Here is a 20,621-nt window from a genome sequence, read left to right on the forward strand (position 1 = left end):
TCTTTATTAAAAATAATGGCCTTTACAAATTATCAACAAAAAGCATAATCTTGCTCCACCATCGAAGCAAGATGAATTTCACAAAATTATCCACAAGGCCAGTATACATCTTTTTTGATTCTAAATACCTCATCTAAACTATCAATCATACATTAACCCGTTTTTCATGCTTTTATTTTAAAATTCTAAGGTCTCAAGTTCAAAGTGAAGCCTTAAGGTTTTTCCTATATGCATGTATCTTACGTTCCCATTTCTGCACTAACTTTTACTTTATTTATCCAAGTAGCAACAATTTTATTTTCAAATGCATTTGCACAAACAATCTTGTTGCACGAAAAAATACCAATCCCTTTGTCTCGCCCTACAACATTTGCCACACAAGAAAAATTTAAAAAGCTGATAAAACAGATTTACCCAATAAATGATAATATTTCTACAACCAGCAATACTACCACGCTTCATCAACTTAAATCTGGCCTAGACACACTCTCAAACAATAACATTGCAAAAACAATAACTATCCGTAATTCAATGGAACAAAATAATCTTGATCGTCAGATTTTGACATGGGCGATTGGCATCTCAAATTGTACCAATGTACCAAGTTCTGAAATATTCAATGCGATCAACGACCTCAAAGGATGGCCAGGTATAACTACCATGAGACACAATGCTGAACGCGCTTTCGTCAATGAAGCAAATTCCGCACATGTGATCATTGAAAAATTTGCTCATCACTCTCCTCTTACGGCACAAGGTATGGCTGCACTAGCTAAAGCTTTTATCACAACTGGACAAACCACCCGTGCACGAAACATAATAGCTCCATGGTGGTATAAAGTGAAGCTTAATGTAAAAGAAGAAGAACTTATTCTAAAAAATGCAAGTGCTGCATTAAAGCCTATTGATCATCTGAAACGGATGCAATTTATGCTGTATGCACAGCAAATTGAATCAGCCAAACGAGTCGCAAAATTAGCCCATGCTCAATCTCTTTTTGATGTTTTTGTTGCTGTAGAAAAAAATGATCCTAGAGCTGCACAAAAATTACAAGTTATTGATCGCTCATGGAAACAAGATCCTCTTTTACAATTTGCTCAAATTCGCTATTTACGACGAACAGGGCAATACAGCGCAGCAACAGCGCTCATGATGAAAACACCGAGAGATACATCAAGTCTTCTCAATTCTGATGCATGGTGGATAGAACGACGTGCACTCTCTCGTGAAATGCTTGATTTAAACAAGCCTAAAATGGCTTATCAGCTCGTTGCAAGCCACACCGGTACATTATCTTCGTTAGCAGTCGATGCTGAATTTCATGCAGGATGGTACGCACTACGATTTCTTAATGACCCCAAATTGGCAATGTACCATTTTTCACGGATTCTGAAGTTATCTTCTAAACCTCTTTCAATATCCCGTGGATACTATTGGATGGGACGATCAGCAGAAATTTTAGGTGAACATAACAATGCCCAGAATTATTTTCATCGCGCTGCTTATTTTGGTGCTACTTATTATGGTCAATTAGCAGCTTCACGGCTTAACAAAAAACAACTTAAATTCTTCTTTCCAAAACCAACAAACGCAGAGCGACAACGTTTTAGCGCGCGAAAAGCCACTAAAGCAATACAACGGCTTGAAGCAGCTGGCTATAGTAATTTTGCTAAATTTTTTTATAAAGAGCTTAGTGAAACAATAGAAAGTCCAGGTGAATTAGCCCTTCTCGCTGTTATGGCAGAAAAAAATGGAGACTATTATACCAGCCTTAAAATTGGAAAAACTGCAGTTTTTCGAGGTAAAAATGTTGGTGCACTTTCCCATCCTATCGGTGCTATTCCAGCGTCCACAAACATTTCTACAATAGACAAAGCACTTGTCTATGCCATTGCACGCCAAGAAAGCGAATTTAATCCAACAGCTGTATCAACAGCAGGCGCGCGAGGCATCCTGCAATTGCTTCCTACAACAGCAAAAGAACTTGCAAACAAATATTCAATCACGTGGTCTCCTCAAAAATTTCATAATGATGCCGGTTACAATATTACATTAGGTGCTTATTTTTTAAGTGAACAGTTGGAACGTTTTAACGGATCTTATATATTAACTCTTATTAGTTACAATGCAGGTTCTCGCCGAGTTGAAGAATGGATAAAACGTTACGGTGATCCTCGGAGACAGTCTCTTGATAAAGTCATAGATTGGATTGAACGAATCCCTTATGCAGAAACACGTAATTACGTTATGCGGGTCATGGAAAATTACGAAGTTTACAAATCTAGACTTATCGGAACAACAGATATAAAAAATGACCTTATTTCTGGAAGATAGAAACAGTAAGATTTACCTTGCAGAAAAAGACTCTTTACTCTTCTTTTCCATTCGTAACACGACAGCGCCAAGAAAACTATAAAATTAGCTAAATATCAAAGATACTCTTATAATCTTGTCTACCTGTGATTGTGGTGGTGGTGGAAAAGTACCCACTCTTTGAAGTGCTGCCATAGCTAAGCGATCAAGTCCCTGATCCCCCGCAGAACGTGCAACACGGCTGGAAAAAATGTTCCCCTTTTTGTGTACTCTAAATTCTAATTGCACCGTTCCTTTTGTATGACTTGTACGCTGGCTTACAACATAATTTTTTTGCTTTTCTAATTGTGCTTGTACTTTTTCTAACCATTCTGCCAATAACGCACTTTCAAGTGTTGCTGCATTACCATTATGGCTAACGATAGACGAAGGTATCACTTCTGTATCAAGCTGCTTCACGATAATCTTTTGTTGTGGTACCTGTTTTTTTACAAATTCTTTATGCTCTATTCCAGATGGCAGGGATTTTTTCAAAGGCTTAGGTACAATAAAATCATCCTTTTCTACAGTATTCTGAAAATCTTCTGGTTGTACTTGATCAACTGATTCTGATGCCTTCGTTTTTTGTTCTAAAAAATCAGACTGCAATGCTTCTTGATCCGTGTTGATATATGATAAATCTGTATCAGAATTCAGCAACTCTGTACGCATATCCGGATCTACAACCTCTTGAGCAAAAGTAAGCATAATCACCGGCGCAAGCATACCGTTATTGCCCACACCAGTATTTCGAAAATAAAACTGCGCCCCTAATGCCGCATGCAAAAAGCAAGCACCAATAAATGCTCCAACCCAAAGAGTTGATAATCGCCTAGTATTTGCAAAATTCATAGTTTTTTCCGCCACTACCTTAAGCTAAGTATTTTGTATTCAAGTCTATTAAAACAAGCAATTTCAAAATTGCAACTTTTTTCTTGACTGATTTTATCATGTTTAATATTGTCCTTCCATAATTTTGTATTGATATCAAATCATTTTTACTTGGCTATAATTTGCTAAATTTGTGATCGGCGAAGTGGATGTTTTTGAACATACAATTTCAAGTTAAGAGGGGAGTATTCTGAAGAAAAAGGTTATGATGTGTTATGCGAATAAGACGAAAAAATATCTATAAAAGCTGTATAATTTTAAGTATGTTATCAGTTTGTATCCCCTCATTTGTTTTCGCAACAAGCAACAATAAAGGTGTTGTAACTGAGCTTAAGCCAATTGTTATTAAAGGAAAAAAGGCAACTGATTTAAATTCAGTAACCATTTTAACTGATCGAAAAACCGCTAAAGATATTTATGAAAAGCAAATAAGTGATGCTAACGATATTAATCGTCTTGATCCATCAGTAGCTTACAACCCTAAAAATAGCAGTTTTATGATTCGTGGTTTAGATGCAAATCGTGTTCTTACAACGATGGATGGTATTGTTGTTCCATGGTTTGATGATATAGTGCGTGGAAAAGGTGGAAATACAACGTTTGATTTTGGTTCTCTTTCCACACTAGATATTATTCAAGGATCAGATTCTAGTCTTTATGGGTCAGGGGCACTAGGAGGTATTGTCGCTTTACGCACTCTTGATCCTGAAAACATTATCACCGAAGGAAAGAGTTGGGGTAGTCTTCTAAAGGGTGGTTATAATTCTGTTGATAATAGTTGGCGAGTAGATCAAGCTGTTGCGGTACGTGCTCAACAAACGTTCTTTCTCTTTCAAGGATCCCTTATGAAAGGACATGAGCGTAAAAATATGGGCACAATAGATGGTTATAGTGAACGTACCCGTAAAAACCCTTCTACTTTTGATCAAAAGAATTTGCTTTTTAAAATTCATCAGTATGTTAATGACAACCATAGGCTTGGTTTTACAGCGGAACGCTTCAGTCATGAGAGAAATACTCATTCTTTGAATGCATCTTCAAGCTACACCCCAGGTTCCGTTTATGATCAAGAAAATAAGTACCGTAAACGTTTTTCTCTTTCTTACGATTATAGTGGTGATGGTCAGGCTATTTTAGATACGTTTCATGGACAGCTATATTGGCAAAAGCAGTTAAATAATCATATTCTGAATGCTCATCGTATCAGACCACCACAAGGTGATTATTTAAGAGACAATCTTTTATTTGACACAAATTATGGTTTTAATGCCAATGCTATCAAAAAAGTGGATATTGGCACCGTTAGTCATAAATTATCGTTTGCTACTAACATTCTGTCATCTAAGTTTCATCATTACATGTTAGGTAAGGACAATTGTCATTTAGCTGAAAATGCACGTGGATGTGCTTTTTTACCCGCAAATCGATCAGAGTCACCAGATACAAATAGTCATGGTTTTGGTTTTGTTTTTGAAAATGAAATGGGATTTTCTCATAACAGTTTTCGTATAACGCCTGGAGTACGTTATGATTGGTATAAACATACTCCTCAAAAAACGCCTTCTTACGAAAAAGCGCTAGGTCCTGATAAGTATCCTCCAATTAGAAGTGGTTCACATTTTTCTCCTAAGTTACGTATGGAATTGGATACTTATGATCAAGTTACTTTCTATGCCCAATGGGCGCAGGCTTTTCGTGCACCGCGTGTTTCTGAACTTTATCTTTCCTACACAAAGCCTTCTCTTTATTATGTGAAGGGAAGTTCTGACCTTAAGTCAGAAACAAGTAATGGATATGATATAGGAATAAAATATGGAGATAAAATTTTTGGTGGGTCTGTCAATGCCTTTGTTAACCAATATAAGAATTTTATAGACACTATCGATAAAGGTCCGTCAGAAGAATTCAAGTTTGCGCGTCAGCATTATATTAATCGTTCACGTGTGCGTATTTTGGGTGTTGAAACAAAAGCACATTTGATTCTTGATAGTGGCTTTCGCAGCAATTTTTCTCTTGCCTATTCTAAAGGAAAAGATCTCGATAAAGACACACCTATTGAATCAATTCCAGCTTTAAAAACCGTTATTGGATTAGGATATGCAAAAGAATCTTGGGGGCAGATATTATTCTCACTTCATCTGCATCTCTTAAACGTGAAAAAGCTAAACAACCAGAGTATCAAGAAATTCCAAGATACAATGTTGTTGATGTATTAGGTTGGTGGAAACCTTTCGGTGAAAAAGGGCCTATTGTAAGAGCTGGTGTTTACAATATTTTGAATACAAAATACTGGAACGTATCAGATTTTCCTTCCAGTTCTTCTCGAGGTACCCTTCCATCGAAAGATTATTACAGTCAACCTGGTCGTAATTTTAAAGTATCGTTTGTGCAAAAATTTTAGTTACTAAAGAATAAATTGTTTAGTTTCTATTATTAAATTATTTTAAACAACAAAAACTTGAAGTGAAATATTGAATAGTTATTACTTTATGAGTTTTTGTTGTTTTTTATTTATAGCGTAGGTCAATTTTATAGTTAATTTGACTAGTTATTAGAAATAGTTGAACAAATTACTTAAAGTTTATCAAACAGATTTGCTTTCGTAGATAATATAGGAAAAATACATGTTATATACAGCTGAAACGATACTTAATCTGCATGCAGAAAAAAAAGAGATGAGTAATCGTGATTTTGCAGCTTCTATTGGTATATCTGAGGCAGAGCTCATAGCAGCCTATTGTACAATTGGGAAAGCAAAAAGACTGCGCGCTGATGTAACTGTTCTCTTAGAAAACGCCTCTAAGCTTGGAACAGTTATGGTGCTAACAAGGAATAAACACGCTGTTCACGAAATAACAGGACGTTTTGAGAAAATTGTTCAAAGCAAGTCCATCCCAATTACGCTCGGTGAAATTGATCTACGTATTTTTCCAAAACAATGGAAATTTGGTTTCCAATATGATGTGGTCATTCACGAAAAGCCCATGAAGAGTTTACAATTCTTTAGTCAATGTGGCTCTGCAATCTTTAAGGTCTATTCTAAAGATTCAACAAATATGGACGAATGGAACAAACTGGTTGAAAAGTTGCTTGATGATAATCAATCACACGTTCTTGATATTCAACCTGCTATTACTTCAATCCAATGTAAACTAGAAAAATTGGATGTTGAACAGTTCCGTGATCATTGGAGACAAATGACTGATGTGCATCAACTTCGTAGTATTATTTCAAAATTTAAGATTAATCGGCATGATGCTGTAAAATATGCTGGGAGTGAATTTGCTAATGAGGTAAAAACAGAAGCTGTTGAAATTATACTCAATAAAGTTGGACAAAAAGAAATACCAATTATGTGTTTTGTTGGTAACGAGGGGTGTGTCCAAATTTTTAGTGGGAAAGTAAAAAACATCAAACACATTGGACCTTGGCTTAATGTTCTTGATCCAAAATTTCATCTGCATTTGTTTGTTTCTGAGATCAGTAATGTATGGCATGTTCGCAAACCTACACGCGATGGTTATGTCAGTTCACTTGAAGTTTTTGATAAAAATGATGAGATGATTATTCAATTTTTTAGCATGCGAAAAGAAGGTAAACAAGAATGTGAAAATTGGCGTTCTTTATTGAATAGTTTGCCCCCAAATCAAGAAACAGAAATAGTTTAGAAAGGCAAAATTGTACAATGTGTGCACTTCTCTTGCATAGATTTTCGATCCCTTTTTTTGTTTGTGCATTTCTCTCTCTTACCTACTTTTCTAAACCAGTGATAGCTGAGCCTACAAATTACTTTCCTGAAAATGCACGAATCGTTTCTATTGGTGGAGCACTTACAGAAATTGTTTATGCATTAGGAGCTCAAGATCGACTTGTTGCCCGTGATAGTACAAGCATCTACCCACAAGAAGCACTGAAACTTCCTGTGCTTGGATATATGCGTGCTCTTTCGCCAGAAGGTGTTTTATCATTAGCACCAGAGGGTATATTGCTTGTTGAAGGAAGTGGTCCTCCTTCAACAATTGATATTCTAAAAAAAACATCAATACCTATCGTGATCGTACCAGAAAATTACTCTCGCGAAAGCGTAATAGAAAAAATTCGCCTTGTTGGTAAAGCTATTAATAGAGAAATGCAAGCAGCTGCCTTAATTGAAAAAGTAAACCGTGATTTTATGGATAATGATGCAATTTTGGCAAAAATACAGAAACCAAAGCGTGTTCTTTTTGTTTTATCCGTGCAAAATGGGCGCGTTATGGCATCTGGAACTGGTACAGCTGCTGATGGTATCATAAAGCTTTCAGGAGGCATTAATGCTATTTCTGATTATAAAGGATACAAACTTTTAAATAATGAAGCATTATTAAAATCAGATCCTGATGTTATTTTACTTATCAAACATAGTGGTCGATCTTCTAACATTGATAAAATTTTATCTATACCAGCAATTCAAGCAACAACTGCAGCAAAAAATCGTGCCATTAAACAGATGGATGCTATGTATCTTTTAGGATTTGGTCCGCGTACTGCGAATGCATCAAAAGATCTTATTAATCTCCTCTATGGTGTAAGCGAAAACGATAAAAGCTGATAAAAATAGCAGACAGTAGATTCATGTTACATACATTTGAAACAAAAAAAGATAAAAAAACAAACCGTACACACTTAGGAAAAATTTTATTATTAATCTTAGTAATATTTCTCATATTTAGTGTTTTTGGTGGAATCTTAAATGGTGCATCAGATGCTTCTTTTACTGATCTCCTTCATGTAGTACTGACACAAAATTTCTCCACGAGCAGTAAAACTCGTGATTATCTTATATTTGTTGATATAAGGCTTCCTCGTGTAATTTTGGGATTGTTAGTTGGAGCAGCTTTAGCTGTTTCTGGTGTTCTCATGCAGGGTCTTTTCCGTAATCCTCTTGCAGATCCTGGAATTGTTGGTGTGTCTGCAGGTGCAGGTCTTGGAGCAATTTTAGCAATTGTTCTTGGAATTGCCTTTCCATTTTCATTCGTTCCTTTTCTACTACCTTACATAGAACCTTACAAAGTTATAATAGGTGCCTTTTTTGGTGGACTTTTATCAACAATTATCCTTTATTCAATAGCAACACGTCGTAATTGCACCTCTATCGCAACGATGCTTCTCGCAGGTATTGCTCTAGGTGCTTTGAGTGGTGCTGTTATTGGAACATTAATTTTTGTCGCAAATGACCAACAATTACGTGATATTACGTTTTGGAATCTTGGCTCTCTTGCGGGAGCAACATGGTTAAAAGTCTGGCTTGTTTTACCTTTCATTTGCGTTGGTCTTCTTTTTTCTCCTTTCTTATCACGAGCACTTAATGCTCTTTCTCTTGGAGAATCTGTTGCTATTCATATTGGTTTCCATATCCAACGGGTTAAAAATATTGCTATTTTTCTTGTTGCCCTCATGTGTGGCAGTGCTGTTGCTGTCAGTGGTGGTATCGGTTTTATAGGTATTGTTGTTCCACATATTTTACGTCAGCTGATAGGTCCAGATCACCGCTATCTTATTCCCTGCTCCGCTCTCTTAGGAGCATCATTACTTATTTTTGCCGATACGTTTGCTCGTCTAATTGTCGCACCTGCAGAATTGCCAATCGGAATCGTTACAGCACTCTTTGGTGCTCCTTTTTTCCTTTGGATCCTAATATGCAAACGGGAGAAACATTTTTCATGATAAAAGCAATTGATATCTGTGTTCAACACGGAAAAAAACAGATTCTAAGCCATGTAAATCTTGAAGCAAAAAGTGGTGATCTTACCGTCATTATTGGTCCCAATGGATCAGGAAAAAGTACTTTTGTTAAAGCTCTGAGTGGAGAAATTCCATATCGTGGAAAAATGACTTTAAATGGTTATGACGTTATCCAAACAAAAGCTTATAAAATGGCAACGATGCGTGCAGTACTCCCACAATCAACAACTTTAGTATTTCCGTTTTTAGTCCATGAAGTAGTAGAGCTTGGTATCTCTGCTAATCGATTTACTACAGAAAAAACTGAATTACGATATCTTCCTCAAAAAGCTTTGGAACAAGTTGGTCTTGCCGATTATAGTGATCAATATTACCATCAATTATCAGGTGGAGAACAAGCCAGAGTACAATTTGCCCGTGTACTTTGCCAAATTTGGGAACCTGTTTGTAATAAAATCCCTCGTTGGATGATATTAGATGAGCCTATCGCTAATCTCGATATCCAACACCAACTTATTGTTATGAATATTGCTAGAAATTTTGCTAACTGTGGTGGTGGGGTTCTTGCTGTTCTTCATGATCTAAATCTTGCTGCATATTATGCAGATAAAATGATACTGCTAAAACAGGGAGAAGTTTATTGTGAAGGAAGTGCCTCAACTGTTTTAACAACACAAAACCTGCGCAATGCTTATCATTGTTCCTTAACCGTTTCTGAATTGCCTAAAGCAAATGTCCCTTTTGTACTTCCTCAAACAGGCATATATCCAATGAAATAGCGTATTTTATGCTGATTTGCTTCTCTTAATAATATAAATCATGCATATGAGGTCTAAATCATCCTTCTGAACCTCAACAAACTCTTTGCTTTCGTGTTAATCGGTGCCTCCATAACTTTGTAACAATACTTTTTAAAATTATAATTTTCAATTGCTTATTAAATTTTCTTTAAAGGGCTTTTAACAAGAGAATTATCAGACTTATAAAGATAAGAATAGTATCAGATATCTCCTCAACACTACATATTTACAACCTTACAAAACTAACATCAATGCAAAATTTTATCTTTCCTGAACACTTATCATTACAAACCGTACATACAACTGATCTTGCTACAAAAGTCAGAATAATCTTTAAGATAATTTTAATTTATCGCAAAATAAATTCTAAACAGCTATTTTTTCTATTACCTAAACCATCTGCAGCAATTAACAATAGACTGGTTAGAAATGAAACGTTCACTTGTGATAAAAGTAGAAAGAAACTAATAAAAAATAACATAGGAGTATAAGAGAAAAAATAATAAAATCAATGACTAAGAGTTATTTCCTCTAAAAATAACTTATTGACTTTACTGTTTTTTATTTTGCTCATAATAGCAGAACACTAAACAATAATAAATTTACATTGCTACCAGAAAGACTTACAGATTATAAAAATAAAATGATCTAATATTTTCCCGCTTATCCAACAGGAGAACATAATGAAACTATTAGCAGTAGCCATCATAACAAGCGCAACAATATTCATACAATTGGCAAGTGCTAAAACACTAAAAATTGCGAGTGAAGGCTCCTATCCTCCATTTAGTTATATTGACTCAAATAACAAACTCCATGGTTTTGATATTGATATATCTTACGCACTTTGTAAAAAAATGAATGTTAAATGTACGATAATCACTCAAGATTTCGATGGGATTATATTAGGTCTTCTCTCAAAAAAATATGATGCTATTGTTGCTTCTCTTGCTCCTACACAAGAACGGTTACAGAAAATAGACTTCACAGATGCCTACTACAGCACTTCTCTAGCTGTAATTGTTACAAAAAATTCAGGAATTGAAGAAATATCAGCAAAAGCCTTTAAAGGTAAGAATCTTGGTGTACAATCAAATACAACACAAGCTGCATATGCAGAAGATCATTATGCCTCGAAAGAAGTAAATATCAAACTTTATCCTACAGCAATAGAGGTCAGTCGTGATCTTTTAAGTCATAGACTTGATGTAATTATCTTTGATAAATTGCAAGCATTAAGCTGGCTAGAAAATGAAGGCAAAAACTGCTGTAAACTTCTTGGAACCCTTCAAGGAACAAAATTTCCCATTGCAATTGGTATACGTCAAAACAATAACGATCTGAGAAATAAATTTAATGAAGCAATAAGAGAAATCCGTGCAGACGGAACCTATGATCAAATTATGAGAAAATATTTTACATTTGATATTTATTAAATATCAATATGAACTAAAATTGAACAAATTATTTCTTTCTAGACAACCATTACCTAAATCTTTCTGAGGAGTATTAAAATGACTGAAAATTTAGCATTGCTATCATTTAGCAATGGTGGATGGGGTGTGGTTATACTTTCTAGTGCTGGAATAACATTATCATTGGCTTTGTGCTGTGGAATCTTGGGATTTCCTTTGGGTCTTTTAAGCGCAGTAATGATTCGATCTGATATCAAGACAGCCAGAACCATCGCAGCTCTCTTTTCATCTATATTCCGTAGCTTGCCAGAGCTTTTGACTTTGTTTTTAGTTTACTATGGTTTACAAAATGTTATTCAAACCATTTTTGATTATTTTAATATTGAAATAGTATTCAGTATAAACGCTTTTGTTGCTGGTGTTCTTGCCCTCAGTATGGTTCTTGCTGCCTTTTCTTGTGAAATTTGGCTTGGAGCATTTAACATTTTTGATAAAGGCCAATACGAAGCAGCTAAAACTTTAGGACTTTCACGCTCAACTACATTTTTTCGTGTTGTCTTTCCTCAGCTTATCCGAAACGCTTTACCAGGACTTTCTAACAATTGGCTTACCTTGCTTAAAGATACATCCCTTGTTTCAACCATTTCACTTGTTGATCTTATGCGGCAAACTAATTTAGCAGTCGCAGCGACCAGTAAACCTATGTTATTCTATCTCGTAGCATGCTCGCTCTATCTATTATTTTCTGCGTTTTTTTCTACAATTCTACGCCATTTGGAAATACGTACTCGAGCAGGATATAAAGAGGTATCAGTATGATGATACCTGAATGGCTTCATTTCCTCTTCAACCCTGTCCTCTTAAACCGTTATGGATCAAAATTTATTGACGGGTTTATTGTTACTTTTGAGCTTGTTTTTATTTCTTGTTCTATTGGCTTTTTTCTTGGCATACTTGTTGCGTTTGCACGTTTATCAAAAAACAAATTTTTACAGTATATTGCGCATGCCTATGTTTATTTTTTTCGTGGATCTCCCTTATTGGCTCAATTATTCCTTTTTTATTACGGACTTGGATCAATGAGTGACTTTTGGAAACAGGTTGGTCTCTGGTGGTTTTTCCAAAATGCATGGTATTGTTGTCTTTTTATTTTTGCACTTAATTCCGCTGCTTATCAGGCTGAAATTTTTAGAGGAAGTTTTTTGTCAGTAGCAACCGGACAACGCGAAGCATCAAAAGCCTTAGGATTAAGTAACTCTATAACATTTTTTAGAGTTATTTTTCCACAAGCAATGATTGTAGCTATACGCCCATTAGGGAATGAATTTATATTAATGATAAAATCCAGCGCTATCGCATCACTTGTCACTGTTTATGATCTAATGGGAGTTGCTAAGCTAACTTATTCACGCACATTCGATTTTCAAGTCTATATTTGGGCTGCTCTCATTTATCTTCTTATTGTCGAAACCATTCATCGTTTTGTTGTTATTGTAGAACGTAGACTAACTCAATATTTACAATAAACAAAAAAGATTGCAGAAGCCTTTACTAAACTAAAATATTAAATTAATCGGTTCATTCATCAATGAGAGAATACAAAAGATGAATTTTAAAAATAATAATCCTGTTTGTACCGATAAGGTTCCCGTTATCTCTATCCGCAATTTAAATAAATGGTATGGAAATTTTCAAGTATTGCATAATATTAATTTAGACGTAAAGATCGGTGAACGTATCGTTATTTGTGGACCTTCTGGATCAGGAAAATCAACTTTAATTCGTTGCATTAATCAATTAGAACAAGCGCAAGAAGGTTCAATTTGCATCCATAATATGGATATTTATACTGCCCCTATAAACCAGCAAAAGACTATTTTACGCAAAATAGGTATGGTTTTTCAGCATTTTAATTTGTTTCCTCACATGACAGTTATACAAAATTGTATTTTAGCGCCTATGACTGTTCAGAAACTTTCTAAACAACAAGCAAAAGAACGAGCAATTCGTTATCTTACGCATGTTGGCATTGAAAAACATTGTGAAAAATATCCCTTACAACTCTCTGGTGGACAGCAACAACGTGTTGCGATTGCACGTGCACTTTGTATGGAACCTGAAGTAATGCTTTTTGATGAGCCAACATCAGCTCTTGATCCAGAAAGTGTAAGAGAAGTTTTGGAGGTTATGATTCAATTAGCAAATACAGGAATAACAATGCTATGTGTTACTCATGAAATGGGTTTTGCTCGCAAAGTTTCAAAAAGAATAATCTTTTTAGAAAATGGAAAAATCATTGAAGATACAGAATCTAATAAATTTTTTACCAATCCTGAAAGCAAACGTGCTCGTGATTTTCTTGCTAAAATTAAACATTAATTATTGACATGGTTTTAAGTGCCTCACTTTCTTGAGAAGAGTAATAATTGTTTGAGCGGCAACTTCCCCTGATGGTGCTTTGGTCTTCATTTTCTGTTTAATTATCTCAAAAGCATCAAGTTGTGCCTGTCGTAATAAAGAATTTTGCAATAACTGCTCTATCTGCCGTGCTAATAGACCCGGACGTAAAAATTCATTAAAATACTCTGGAATAATAGGCTTATCAGAAATAATATTTGGAAGAGCAGCACTCCATAACGTTAATTTTGGAAAAATTAATAATTTAGAAAAATAATCAAGTTTATAACAAAGAACCATTGGAATTTCTGCTAATGCCAATTCAAGTGAGACTGTCCCTAGCGCTGCAAGTGCAACATCAGCATCCACAAAAGCACGCCATTTTGCATCTTCACCAACAACAACTTCCACTTTGTTTTCCCAATTTTTTAAAAAATAATGAATTTTATCCGTTAAACACGGCAACGTTGGTAAAATAATACGTAAATTAGGAATGCGTTCTGTAAGAATTTTTACTGTTTCTCCAAAAATAGGCATTAGGTCGCGAATCTCCGAATTGCGAGATCCTGGCAAAATAACCAATGTAGGCAATAACGCTTGTTTTCCACATAAACGTTTTTTTTCTGATTGAACTGTCAAGAGTGGAGGATAAGTTAAAAGACGATGTCCTACATAGGTGGTAGCAGGACCTTCCAAATCCTTCATTATCTTTTCTTCAAAAGGAAAAATTGATAAAACATGATCAACAAATTTGCACATAGCTTTAGCGCGCCTCGGCCTCCATGCCCAAACAGTTGGTGCAACGTATTTAATTATAGGAATAGAAGGAGCTAAAATACGTACCTTTTTTGCAACACGATGTGTAAAATCAGGGCTGTCGATGATAATTAAACAATTTGGTTTCTCTTGTGCAATAAATTTGGACAAGTTATGAATATGCATCAGCAATAATGGAAATTTCTTTAATGCAGCCCCGATACCTATTAAAGCAATATCACTAGAATCAAAAATACTTTTTAATCCTAATTCTTTTAAATGCCTCCCACCAACACCAACTAAATGAATATTGCATCCTGTTTGTTGCGATAAACAAGAAATCAAGTCTGCTCCAAGAAAATCAGCAGATTCTTCACCTGCAATAATAGCAATTTTCAAAACACAATTATTCATGATCCAACATTTCAAACGTTTCTATAAACACAGAATACTTGTTGGCTTTTTCTATTGTTTCTTTAACTGATAATATAAGACTTTGATTTGCCTCTACCGCAACACCAGACAACCCACTCTTTGCAACATTCATTACTGTCGTAGGACCAATTGATGGTAAATCAACTCTGTGATCTTGTTGTGGTTTTGCACATTTAACAAGAACACCACCTCTAGGTGGAATTTGCTTTCTTTCTCGCATTTCATAAACTCGCCATAGCATATTATCAGTTCCCTCTGCACCCTCCACTGCAACCACCCTCCCATTTACAGCTATAGCTGCTTGTCCAATATCCAACTGCCCTAAAAGCTTTGCAGCTTCTGCCGCTAGCAAAATATCATTTTTCTCTTTTCTGGTAGCACGCTGCAATGTAAAATCAAATGCTATTGGAGCTAAAAGATCCGGTACTATCTCATGAACACCAACAATACAAAAACCGTGCGATTCGAGGATCCTTATAAAAACTTTCAATAAAGCATCATCCCCACCCATTAAAGCTCCAAATAACCTAGGTAACGCCAAAAAAGTTTTCCAATCTAGTCGTAATTGTGTAAGAATCGGTCGTTTTTTCACACCACCTGCTAAAATAACGTTACAAATTGCAGCTTTTTTTAAAATTTTAATAAGCTTTGCTAGCTCTACAATTGATAATTCACAATGTTCATAGTGACAAAGACCTTTATCTGCTTCATCCTTCAAAAGTACAAGAAAAGGAGCTTGTCCATGTTCTTCAAGTGCACGAGCAACAATGATAGGTAGAACACCATTTCCAGCTATGATAGCAGTCCTGCCGGAAAGAAAATTTCTGGCACTATAGACAGACATTTTTAATCCTTATTTTCTTTTAGTCTGTCATCTTCAAATTTAGGTGTGCAATAAAAACGTTTTCCTTCTTCCTTAATAAAAGCAATTACGTCCAAAACAGGCTGAGAAGTGGGATAAAAACAAGTAACATCATTTACACGTTCTTTAAACGGTTTGCTGCGATCAAAAAGCATCACAACTGCATGACGTAAGGCATGAATATCTTTACGCTCAAGCCCTGCACGCTTCATACCAATAATGTTCAATCCCGCAAGTTTTGCCTGCACGCCAACGGCCATGCCATAGGGAATCAAGTCACCTACTAACGCAGATACACCACCAATAAATGCATGATGACCAATACGAACAAATTGATGAACAGCAGAACCACCACCAATAATAACGTAATCGCCAACAGTAACATGGCCAGCAATCATCGCATTATTTGCAAATACGACATAATTTCCTACACAGCAATCATGGGCAACATGTGCGTAACAAAAAAATTGACAATTATCACCAACAATCGTCATTCCTAAGCTCGAATCAGATCCCCTGTGCATCGTTACACCTTCACGAATCGTACAATTTTTGCCAATAGAAAGAGTGGTAGAACCTCCCTTATGTTTATTATTTTGTGGCTCTGTACCCAAAATAGCATGCGAAAACACTTTACTATTTGCTCCCAAAGTTGTCTTCCCCGTTATCACAACATGACTCATTAAAATGCATCCATCACCAATAACAGCTTCAGAATCGACATGACAAAACGGCCCGATTAGCACATTATCACCAAGCTGTGCTCCCTTCTCTACGAGAGAAGTTGGATGGATTTTTACACCGGACATTTTAAAATTCCTATTATATCGTTTATTCTCATCCTACAATCATCGCAGCAATTTCTGCCTCAGCAACGCGTACACTTCCTACCTCTGCAACACACGAAAAACGCCTCACATCAGACCGCTTTTTTAAGAGGTGAACACGAATTTTTAGCTGATCACCAGGTACGACAGGTTTACGAAATTTTGCATTATCAACAGTCATAAGATAAACTAGATTTGCTTTCTTATTACCTAATCTTAAAAGTGAAATCGCTCCCGCTGTTTGAGCCATGGCTTCTAAAACCAAAACTCCAGGCATTACTGGTTTTGTAGGAAAATGTCCTGTAAAATGCGGCTCATTAATCGTAACATTTTTAATACCAACAGCTTGTCGTTCACCATCAATTTCAATTATGCGATCAATCAATAAAAATGGATACCGATGCGGTAATAATGATAATAATTTTTCAATATCTATGGCCTCTAAACTTTGAGTTTTATCAGCACTTATCATATTAGCACTTCTCCCTTTTACCCTTACCAATATTACGCAGAGCCGCCACTTCACGAAACCACTGTTTAAATGGCCGTGCCGGAATACCTCCCCATTTTTCACCATCTGGAATATCATTCATAACACCACTACCAGCAGCAATCTGAACATATTTACCTATTATGATATGATCCGCAACTCCAACACTTCCACCCAGCTGAGACATATCCCCCACAGACGTACTCCCAGCTATGCCACATTGAGCAGCAATAAGACAACAGCGACCAATCTTCACGTTGTGAGCAATTTGTACTAAATTATCAATTTTACTACCTTCACCAATAATAGTATCCTCAAATGTTCCACGATCAATCGTAGTATTTGCACCAATTTCTACACCATCTTGGATAATAACACGACCAAGCTGTGGTATTTTTTCAACTCCACTGATACCACAAATATAACCAAAACCATCTTGCCCAATACAAGCACCAGGGTAGATATGAACTCTATCACCAACTAAAGAATATTGAATCGTCACTCTCGGAGCAATATAACATTCACACCCAATACGACAATTTTCTCCTATAACAGCAGTTGATGAAATCAGAGTCCCAGAACCAATCTCAACATTTTTACCAATAACAGCCCCTGCTTCAATACACACATCATGAGACAATTTAACACTCGGATGGATGTGCGCATATGGCGAAACCTCCTTCCGTCCAAACCAAGGCATCGGCTTAACAGAATCAGGAAATAAGATGCGACCAATCTGAGCAAAATCACGCTGTGGTGTAGATGTTACCAAAATTGCCATAGATTCCGGAACATGAAAAACAATTTCATTTGTACAAAATACAGCAACAGCAGAACTTTTTGATAAAGCATCCGAAAATTTTCGATGCTCAATGAAAACAAGAGACCCCTTCTCAGCCCTTTCTACTGAAGAAAGAGTATTAATCACTGTATTAGAAAACTCTGGATTAAGAAGTCTTGCACCCGTTAACTCCGCAACATTAGCAACCGTTAATCGCCGAGACGGCGTAAAAAAAAATGTATCCGCCATCAAAACACTTTCTCTCTTAGCGCTCAACCCATTCTTTTCACTTTTTTCCTTACGACGAAAACTAAAATCAGAACTTGGTTACAATACCAAAGTGAACGTTCTGTACGCAATCGCCTTCCTTCTTATTCATTGGCCAAGCATAGTCAACACGCAGAGGACCAAATGGCGATTCCCACATCAAACTAACACCTGCAGACGCACGCCAACCATCTTTAATACCTGTAACAGGCGCTTCACCTTGGAAAACAGGCTTATAATTGTTGCCATAAAGTGTTGCAACATCTGCAAATAAAGCACCACGTAATCCCAAACCTTCAGGCACTACAGGTATAGGAAACTGCACTTCAGCAGTTGCCTTCGCATAGCTCATACCTCCTAAGAAATATGCTTCACCTTTATTAGAAATTTGACGAGGACCTACTCCATTGTACTTAAAGCCACGAAGCATATCATAGTCTACTTTAAACATATCGAAGATACGAACACCATCTCCCTCTTTACCTATTTCATGGATATAACCACCACCTAAAGAAAGCAAACCGACAATATCCAGACGGTCATAAAGCGTCTTGTACATTTTAGCTTTAGCAGTTGTCTTCAAAAATTTCGCAGTTCCACCAAGTCCTGCATATTCTTGAAGAACACGCATATATAACCCATCATGTGGATTCCGCATATTATCAATAGAATTATAGGTTAGACCATAACTAATTGAAGAACGCTTCCAAGGACTATGCTTTGCTGCTTGAACAATTGCACCAGAATACTTCGCATATAACCCTCTCAGAACATCTTCATTATTTAAGTCATAATCCTCACCAAAATTATATTCTTCCTGCACGTAAGAATAAGACAAATTAGCAGATAATTGATCATTAATTGGCATAGAGAATCGAAGTGTCCCCCCGCTTTCCATACATCATATGCTTTATCAGCCCTATAAGTATTACGGAAAATATCAATACCAGCAGACAAACGATAACCAAGGAAATAGGGATCAACAAATGATAAATTATAATTACGAGACTTTTCTTGTCCAGCTCCTAAACTTAAACGAGTATACTGACCACGCCCTCCAAGATTATTTTCAGTAACAGACACCTCAAGTGATACACCAGGGCTCGTACCACCTGTCGTATATCCTCCTGACAAAGAAAGATCCCCGGTTGAAGATTCTACTACATCTATCACTAAGACAACCTGATCAGACTGCCCTGTTGGAACCATTGAAATATTAACAGATTTAAAAAACCCTAAATTCTCCAACCGACGTTTCGCACGCTGCACTAAAGTCTGATTATAAGCATCCCCCTCATTTAAATCAATCTCACGACGAATAACATAGTCACGCGTCTTTTCATTCCCACGTATTTCAATACGCTGAACATAAGCTTGGGGACCCTGCTCAATGTTGTACACAATTGAAATTGTGTTATTTGCCAAATCACGATTACCCCGTGGTTCAACTTTAACAAAAGCATACCCAGAATTAGCAACACTATTATTGACAATTACAACAGACTTCTCAATATTTTCCGCACTATAAACATCACCTGAACGAGTTTTAAGCAACCTTTTTACAGACTGAACATCAACACCATCGATATCGCTCCTGACCTGAACATCACCAATCGTATAACGCCCCCCCTCATCAAGAACAAACTCAATTTTATATGCATTATTCTCTTTATCAAAAATCGCTTTGGATGAAATAACTCGAAAATCCGCATAACCATAATTATAATAGAAACGACGCAAAGCTTCTTCATCTGCAGCCAAACGCTTTTCACTATAAATATCTCCACCCGTTAACAAAGAAAATAATCCTGAGGGCTTCGTTGAAATTACTTCACGTAAACGCCGACTTCCAAAAGCATTATTCCCTTTAAAAGTGATGTCAGTAATCTTTTCTTTTCGACCCTCAACAATATTAAAAACTACATTAACGCGTCCTTTTCCTAAATTAATAGTTTTGACTGTAACAGTAGCGTTATTACGACCAACAGACCTATAAGCTTCACGGATTACATTCACGGCATCCAAAAGTTTTGCAGAATTAAAAGGCTCATTTGATTTTAAAGAAATAAACTGTTTAAGATTAGAATCTTTAAGAGATTTATTCCCTTGAAATAACACCTGATTAACCACCTCGTATTCTTTAACTAATACGACTAACCTATCGCCTACTTTATTTATTTTAACATCATAAAATAAACCTAATTTAAAAAGACGTTTTACTGCAACATCGATATCACCGCTAGAAAAATTACTTCCAGCCTTAATATTCATATTATCTTTAATTGTCTGATCACTTACAAACTTATTCCCGCGAATCTCAATAGAATTGACAACAGATGCTTGTACTTCTTCAATCATTGTAATTGACATAAAAGCTGCTGACGGAACAACCGCAATCATACCTAATACCAACATGGATGCTGTACTTAAAAACCTTGAATTCGTAGTCATTGAACTTTTTTACCTTATCTCGTTCCCTGGACATAATTTCCCTGAACATAAATAACTGCCACTGTATTACAGAAAAACTTTACACCCTTTAAATTACCAATTACAATCGTATGATGCTACAATATTTTGCAAATATGGTAAATGAACTTTAACCCATACCTCCCCCACTATTACCC

15 protein-coding genes and 2 pseudogenes are annotated in these 20,621 nt (G+C 36.1%); 10 read left to right on the plus strand and 7 right to left on the minus strand.

The window, feature by feature from the left end:
* Positions 1-228: 228 nt before the first annotated feature.
* Positions 229-2,334 carry a lytic transglycosylase domain-containing protein gene (locus V3565_RS01060; protein ID WP_455478496.1) on the plus strand — a complete coding sequence of 702 codons (2,106 nt, stop codon included), beginning with the start codon at positions 229-231 and terminating at the stop codon, positions 2,332-2,334.
* 84 nt (positions 2,335-2,418) lie between these two features.
* Here the strand turns inward: V3565_RS01060 and V3565_RS01065 are convergent, their stop codons facing one another.
* Positions 2,419-3,204: an energy transducer TonB family protein gene (locus V3565_RS01065; RefSeq protein ID WP_455478497.1), complete on the minus strand. Its 786-nt coding sequence runs from the start codon at positions 3,202-3,204 to the stop codon at positions 2,419-2,421.
* A 254-nt stretch (positions 3,205-3,458) separates the two neighbouring features.
* Between V3565_RS01065 and V3565_RS01070 the strand changes: the two are divergent.
* The 9 genes and pseudogenes from V3565_RS01070 (at position 3,459) to V3565_RS01110 (ending at position 13,558) form a co-directional block, all read left to right on the plus strand.
* Positions 3,459-5,644 (plus strand): annotated as a pseudogene (locus tag V3565_RS01070) (TonB-dependent hemoglobin/transferrin/lactoferrin family receptor).
* Positions 5,645-5,867: 223 nt separating this feature from the next.
* Complete coding sequence (locus V3565_RS01075) at positions 5,868-6,911, plus strand: hemin-degrading factor (protein WP_455478498.1); 1,044 nt, start codon at positions 5,868-5,870, stop codon at positions 6,909-6,911.
* 17 nt (positions 6,912-6,928) lie between these two features.
* On the plus strand, positions 6,929-7,831 hold the full coding sequence (locus V3565_RS01080; RefSeq protein WP_455478499.1) for a heme/hemin ABC transporter substrate-binding protein: 903 nt from the start codon (positions 6,929-6,931) through the stop codon (positions 7,829-7,831).
* A 23-nt stretch (positions 7,832-7,854) separates the two neighbouring features.
* Positions 7,855-8,946 carry a FecCD family ABC transporter permease gene (locus tag V3565_RS01085; protein ID WP_455478500.1) on the plus strand — a complete coding sequence of 364 codons (1,092 nt, stop codon included), beginning with the start codon at positions 7,855-7,857 and terminating at the stop codon, positions 8,944-8,946.
* A complete protein-coding gene (locus tag V3565_RS01090; RefSeq protein WP_455478501.1) occupies positions 8,943-9,743 on the plus strand; it encodes a heme ABC transporter ATP-binding protein in 801 nt (266 codons plus the stop codon). The genes V3565_RS01085 and V3565_RS01090 overlap by 4 nt, the downstream gene beginning before the upstream one ends.
* Before the next feature lie 704 nt (positions 9,744-10,447).
* A complete protein-coding gene (locus tag V3565_RS01095) occupies positions 10,448-11,200 on the plus strand; it encodes a transporter substrate-binding domain-containing protein (RefSeq protein ID WP_455478502.1) in 753 nt (250 codons plus the stop codon).
* A gap of 78 nt (positions 11,201-11,278) precedes the next feature.
* Positions 11,279-11,998 (plus strand): ABC transporter permease, encoded by a 720-nt coding sequence (locus V3565_RS01100; protein ID WP_455478503.1) that lies wholly within the window; start codon positions 11,279-11,281, stop codon positions 11,996-11,998.
* Positions 11,998-12,705: an ABC transporter permease gene (locus V3565_RS01105; protein WP_455478894.1), complete on the plus strand. Its 708-nt coding sequence runs from the start codon at positions 11,998-12,000 to the stop codon at positions 12,703-12,705. Before V3565_RS01100 ends, V3565_RS01105 begins: the two co-directional genes overlap by 1 nt.
* Positions 12,706-12,784: 79 nt before the next feature.
* Positions 12,785-13,558, plus strand: coding sequence for an amino acid ABC transporter ATP-binding protein (locus tag V3565_RS01110; protein WP_455478504.1), 774 nt, complete (start codon positions 12,785-12,787; stop codon positions 13,556-13,558).
* On the opposite strand, the gene lpxB is transcribed toward V3565_RS01110, so the two are convergent.
* From lpxB to bamA, 6 genes and pseudogenes are all read right to left on the minus strand, one after another.
* Positions 13,559-14,746, minus strand: a complete 1,188-nt coding sequence (gene lpxB / locus V3565_RS01115; RefSeq protein ID WP_455478505.1) for a lipid-A-disaccharide synthase — start codon at positions 14,744-14,746, stop codon at positions 13,559-13,561.
* Positions 14,739-15,611: an LpxI family protein gene (locus V3565_RS01120; RefSeq protein ID WP_455478506.1), complete on the minus strand. Its 873-nt coding sequence runs from the start codon at positions 15,609-15,611 to the stop codon at positions 14,739-14,741. The genes lpxB and V3565_RS01120 overlap by 8 nt, the downstream gene beginning before the upstream one ends.
* Before the next feature lie 2 nt (positions 15,612-15,613).
* Positions 15,614-16,438, minus strand: a complete 825-nt coding sequence (lpxA, locus tag V3565_RS01125) for an acyl-ACP--UDP-N-acetylglucosamine O-acyltransferase (RefSeq protein WP_455478507.1) — start codon at positions 16,436-16,438, stop codon at positions 15,614-15,616.
* Positions 16,439-16,466: 28 nt separating this feature from the next.
* Positions 16,467-16,928, minus strand: coding sequence for a 3-hydroxyacyl-ACP dehydratase FabZ (gene fabZ, locus V3565_RS01130; protein ID WP_455478508.1), 462 nt, complete (start codon positions 16,926-16,928; stop codon positions 16,467-16,469).
* Position 16,929: 1 nt separating this feature from the next.
* The gene (gene lpxD, locus V3565_RS01135) at positions 16,930-17,976 is read right to left on the minus strand and encodes a UDP-3-O-(3-hydroxymyristoyl)glucosamine N-acyltransferase (protein ID WP_455478509.1); all 1,047 of its coding nucleotides are present in this window, start codon (positions 17,974-17,976) and stop codon (positions 16,930-16,932) included.
* A 67-nt stretch (positions 17,977-18,043) separates the two neighbouring features.
* Positions 18,044-20,445: pseudogene (bamA, locus tag V3565_RS01140) on the minus strand (outer membrane protein assembly factor BamA).
* Positions 20,446-20,621: the final 176 nt, after the last annotated feature.

The sequence above is a fragment of the Bartonella sp. B10 genome (assembly GCF_053794435.1).

Excerpts from the sequence above, each read along its gene's own strand:
- lpxA (WP_455478507.1), bottom strand. The coding sequence starts at position 16,438 with ATGTCCGGTGTAAAAATCCATCCAACTTCTCTCGTAGAGAAGGGAGCA.
- fabZ (WP_455478508.1), bottom strand. The coding sequence starts at position 16,928 with ATGATAAGTGCTGATAAAACTCAAAGTTTAGAGGCCATAGATATTGAA.
- V3565_RS01105 (WP_455478894.1), top strand. The coding sequence starts at position 11,998 with ATGATACCTGAATGGCTTCATTTCCTCTTCAACCCTGTCCTCTTAAAC.
- V3565_RS01065 (WP_455478497.1), bottom strand. The coding sequence starts at position 3,204 with ATGAATTTTGCAAATACTAGGCGATTATCAACTCTTTGGGTTGGAGCA.
- V3565_RS01120 (WP_455478506.1), bottom strand. The coding sequence starts at position 15,611 with ATGTCTGTCTATAGTGCCAGAAATTTTCTTTCCGGCAGGACTGCTATC.
- lpxD (WP_455478509.1), bottom strand. The coding sequence starts at position 17,976 with ATGGCGGATACATTTTTTTTTACGCCGTCTCGGCGATTAACGGTTGCT.
- V3565_RS01075 (WP_455478498.1), top strand. The coding sequence starts at position 5,868 with ATGTTATATACAGCTGAAACGATACTTAATCTGCATGCAGAAAAAAAA.
- V3565_RS01110 (WP_455478504.1), top strand. The coding sequence starts at position 12,785 with ATGAATTTTAAAAATAATAATCCTGTTTGTACCGATAAGGTTCCCGTT.
- lpxB (WP_455478505.1), bottom strand. The coding sequence starts at position 14,746 with ATGAATAATTGTGTTTTGAAAATTGCTATTATTGCAGGTGAAGAATCT.
- V3565_RS01060 (WP_455478496.1), top strand. The coding sequence starts at position 229 with ATGCATGTATCTTACGTTCCCATTTCTGCACTAACTTTTACTTTATTT.
- V3565_RS01100 (WP_455478503.1), top strand. The coding sequence starts at position 11,279 with ATGACTGAAAATTTAGCATTGCTATCATTTAGCAATGGTGGATGGGGT.
- V3565_RS01095 (WP_455478502.1), top strand. The coding sequence starts at position 10,448 with ATGAAACTATTAGCAGTAGCCATCATAACAAGCGCAACAATATTCATA.
- V3565_RS01090 (WP_455478501.1), top strand. The coding sequence starts at position 8,943 with ATGATAAAAGCAATTGATATCTGTGTTCAACACGGAAAAAAACAGATT.
- V3565_RS01085 (WP_455478500.1), top strand. The coding sequence starts at position 7,855 with ATGTTACATACATTTGAAACAAAAAAAGATAAAAAAACAAACCGTACA.
- V3565_RS01080 (WP_455478499.1), top strand. The coding sequence starts at position 6,929 with ATGTGTGCACTTCTCTTGCATAGATTTTCGATCCCTTTTTTTGTTTGT.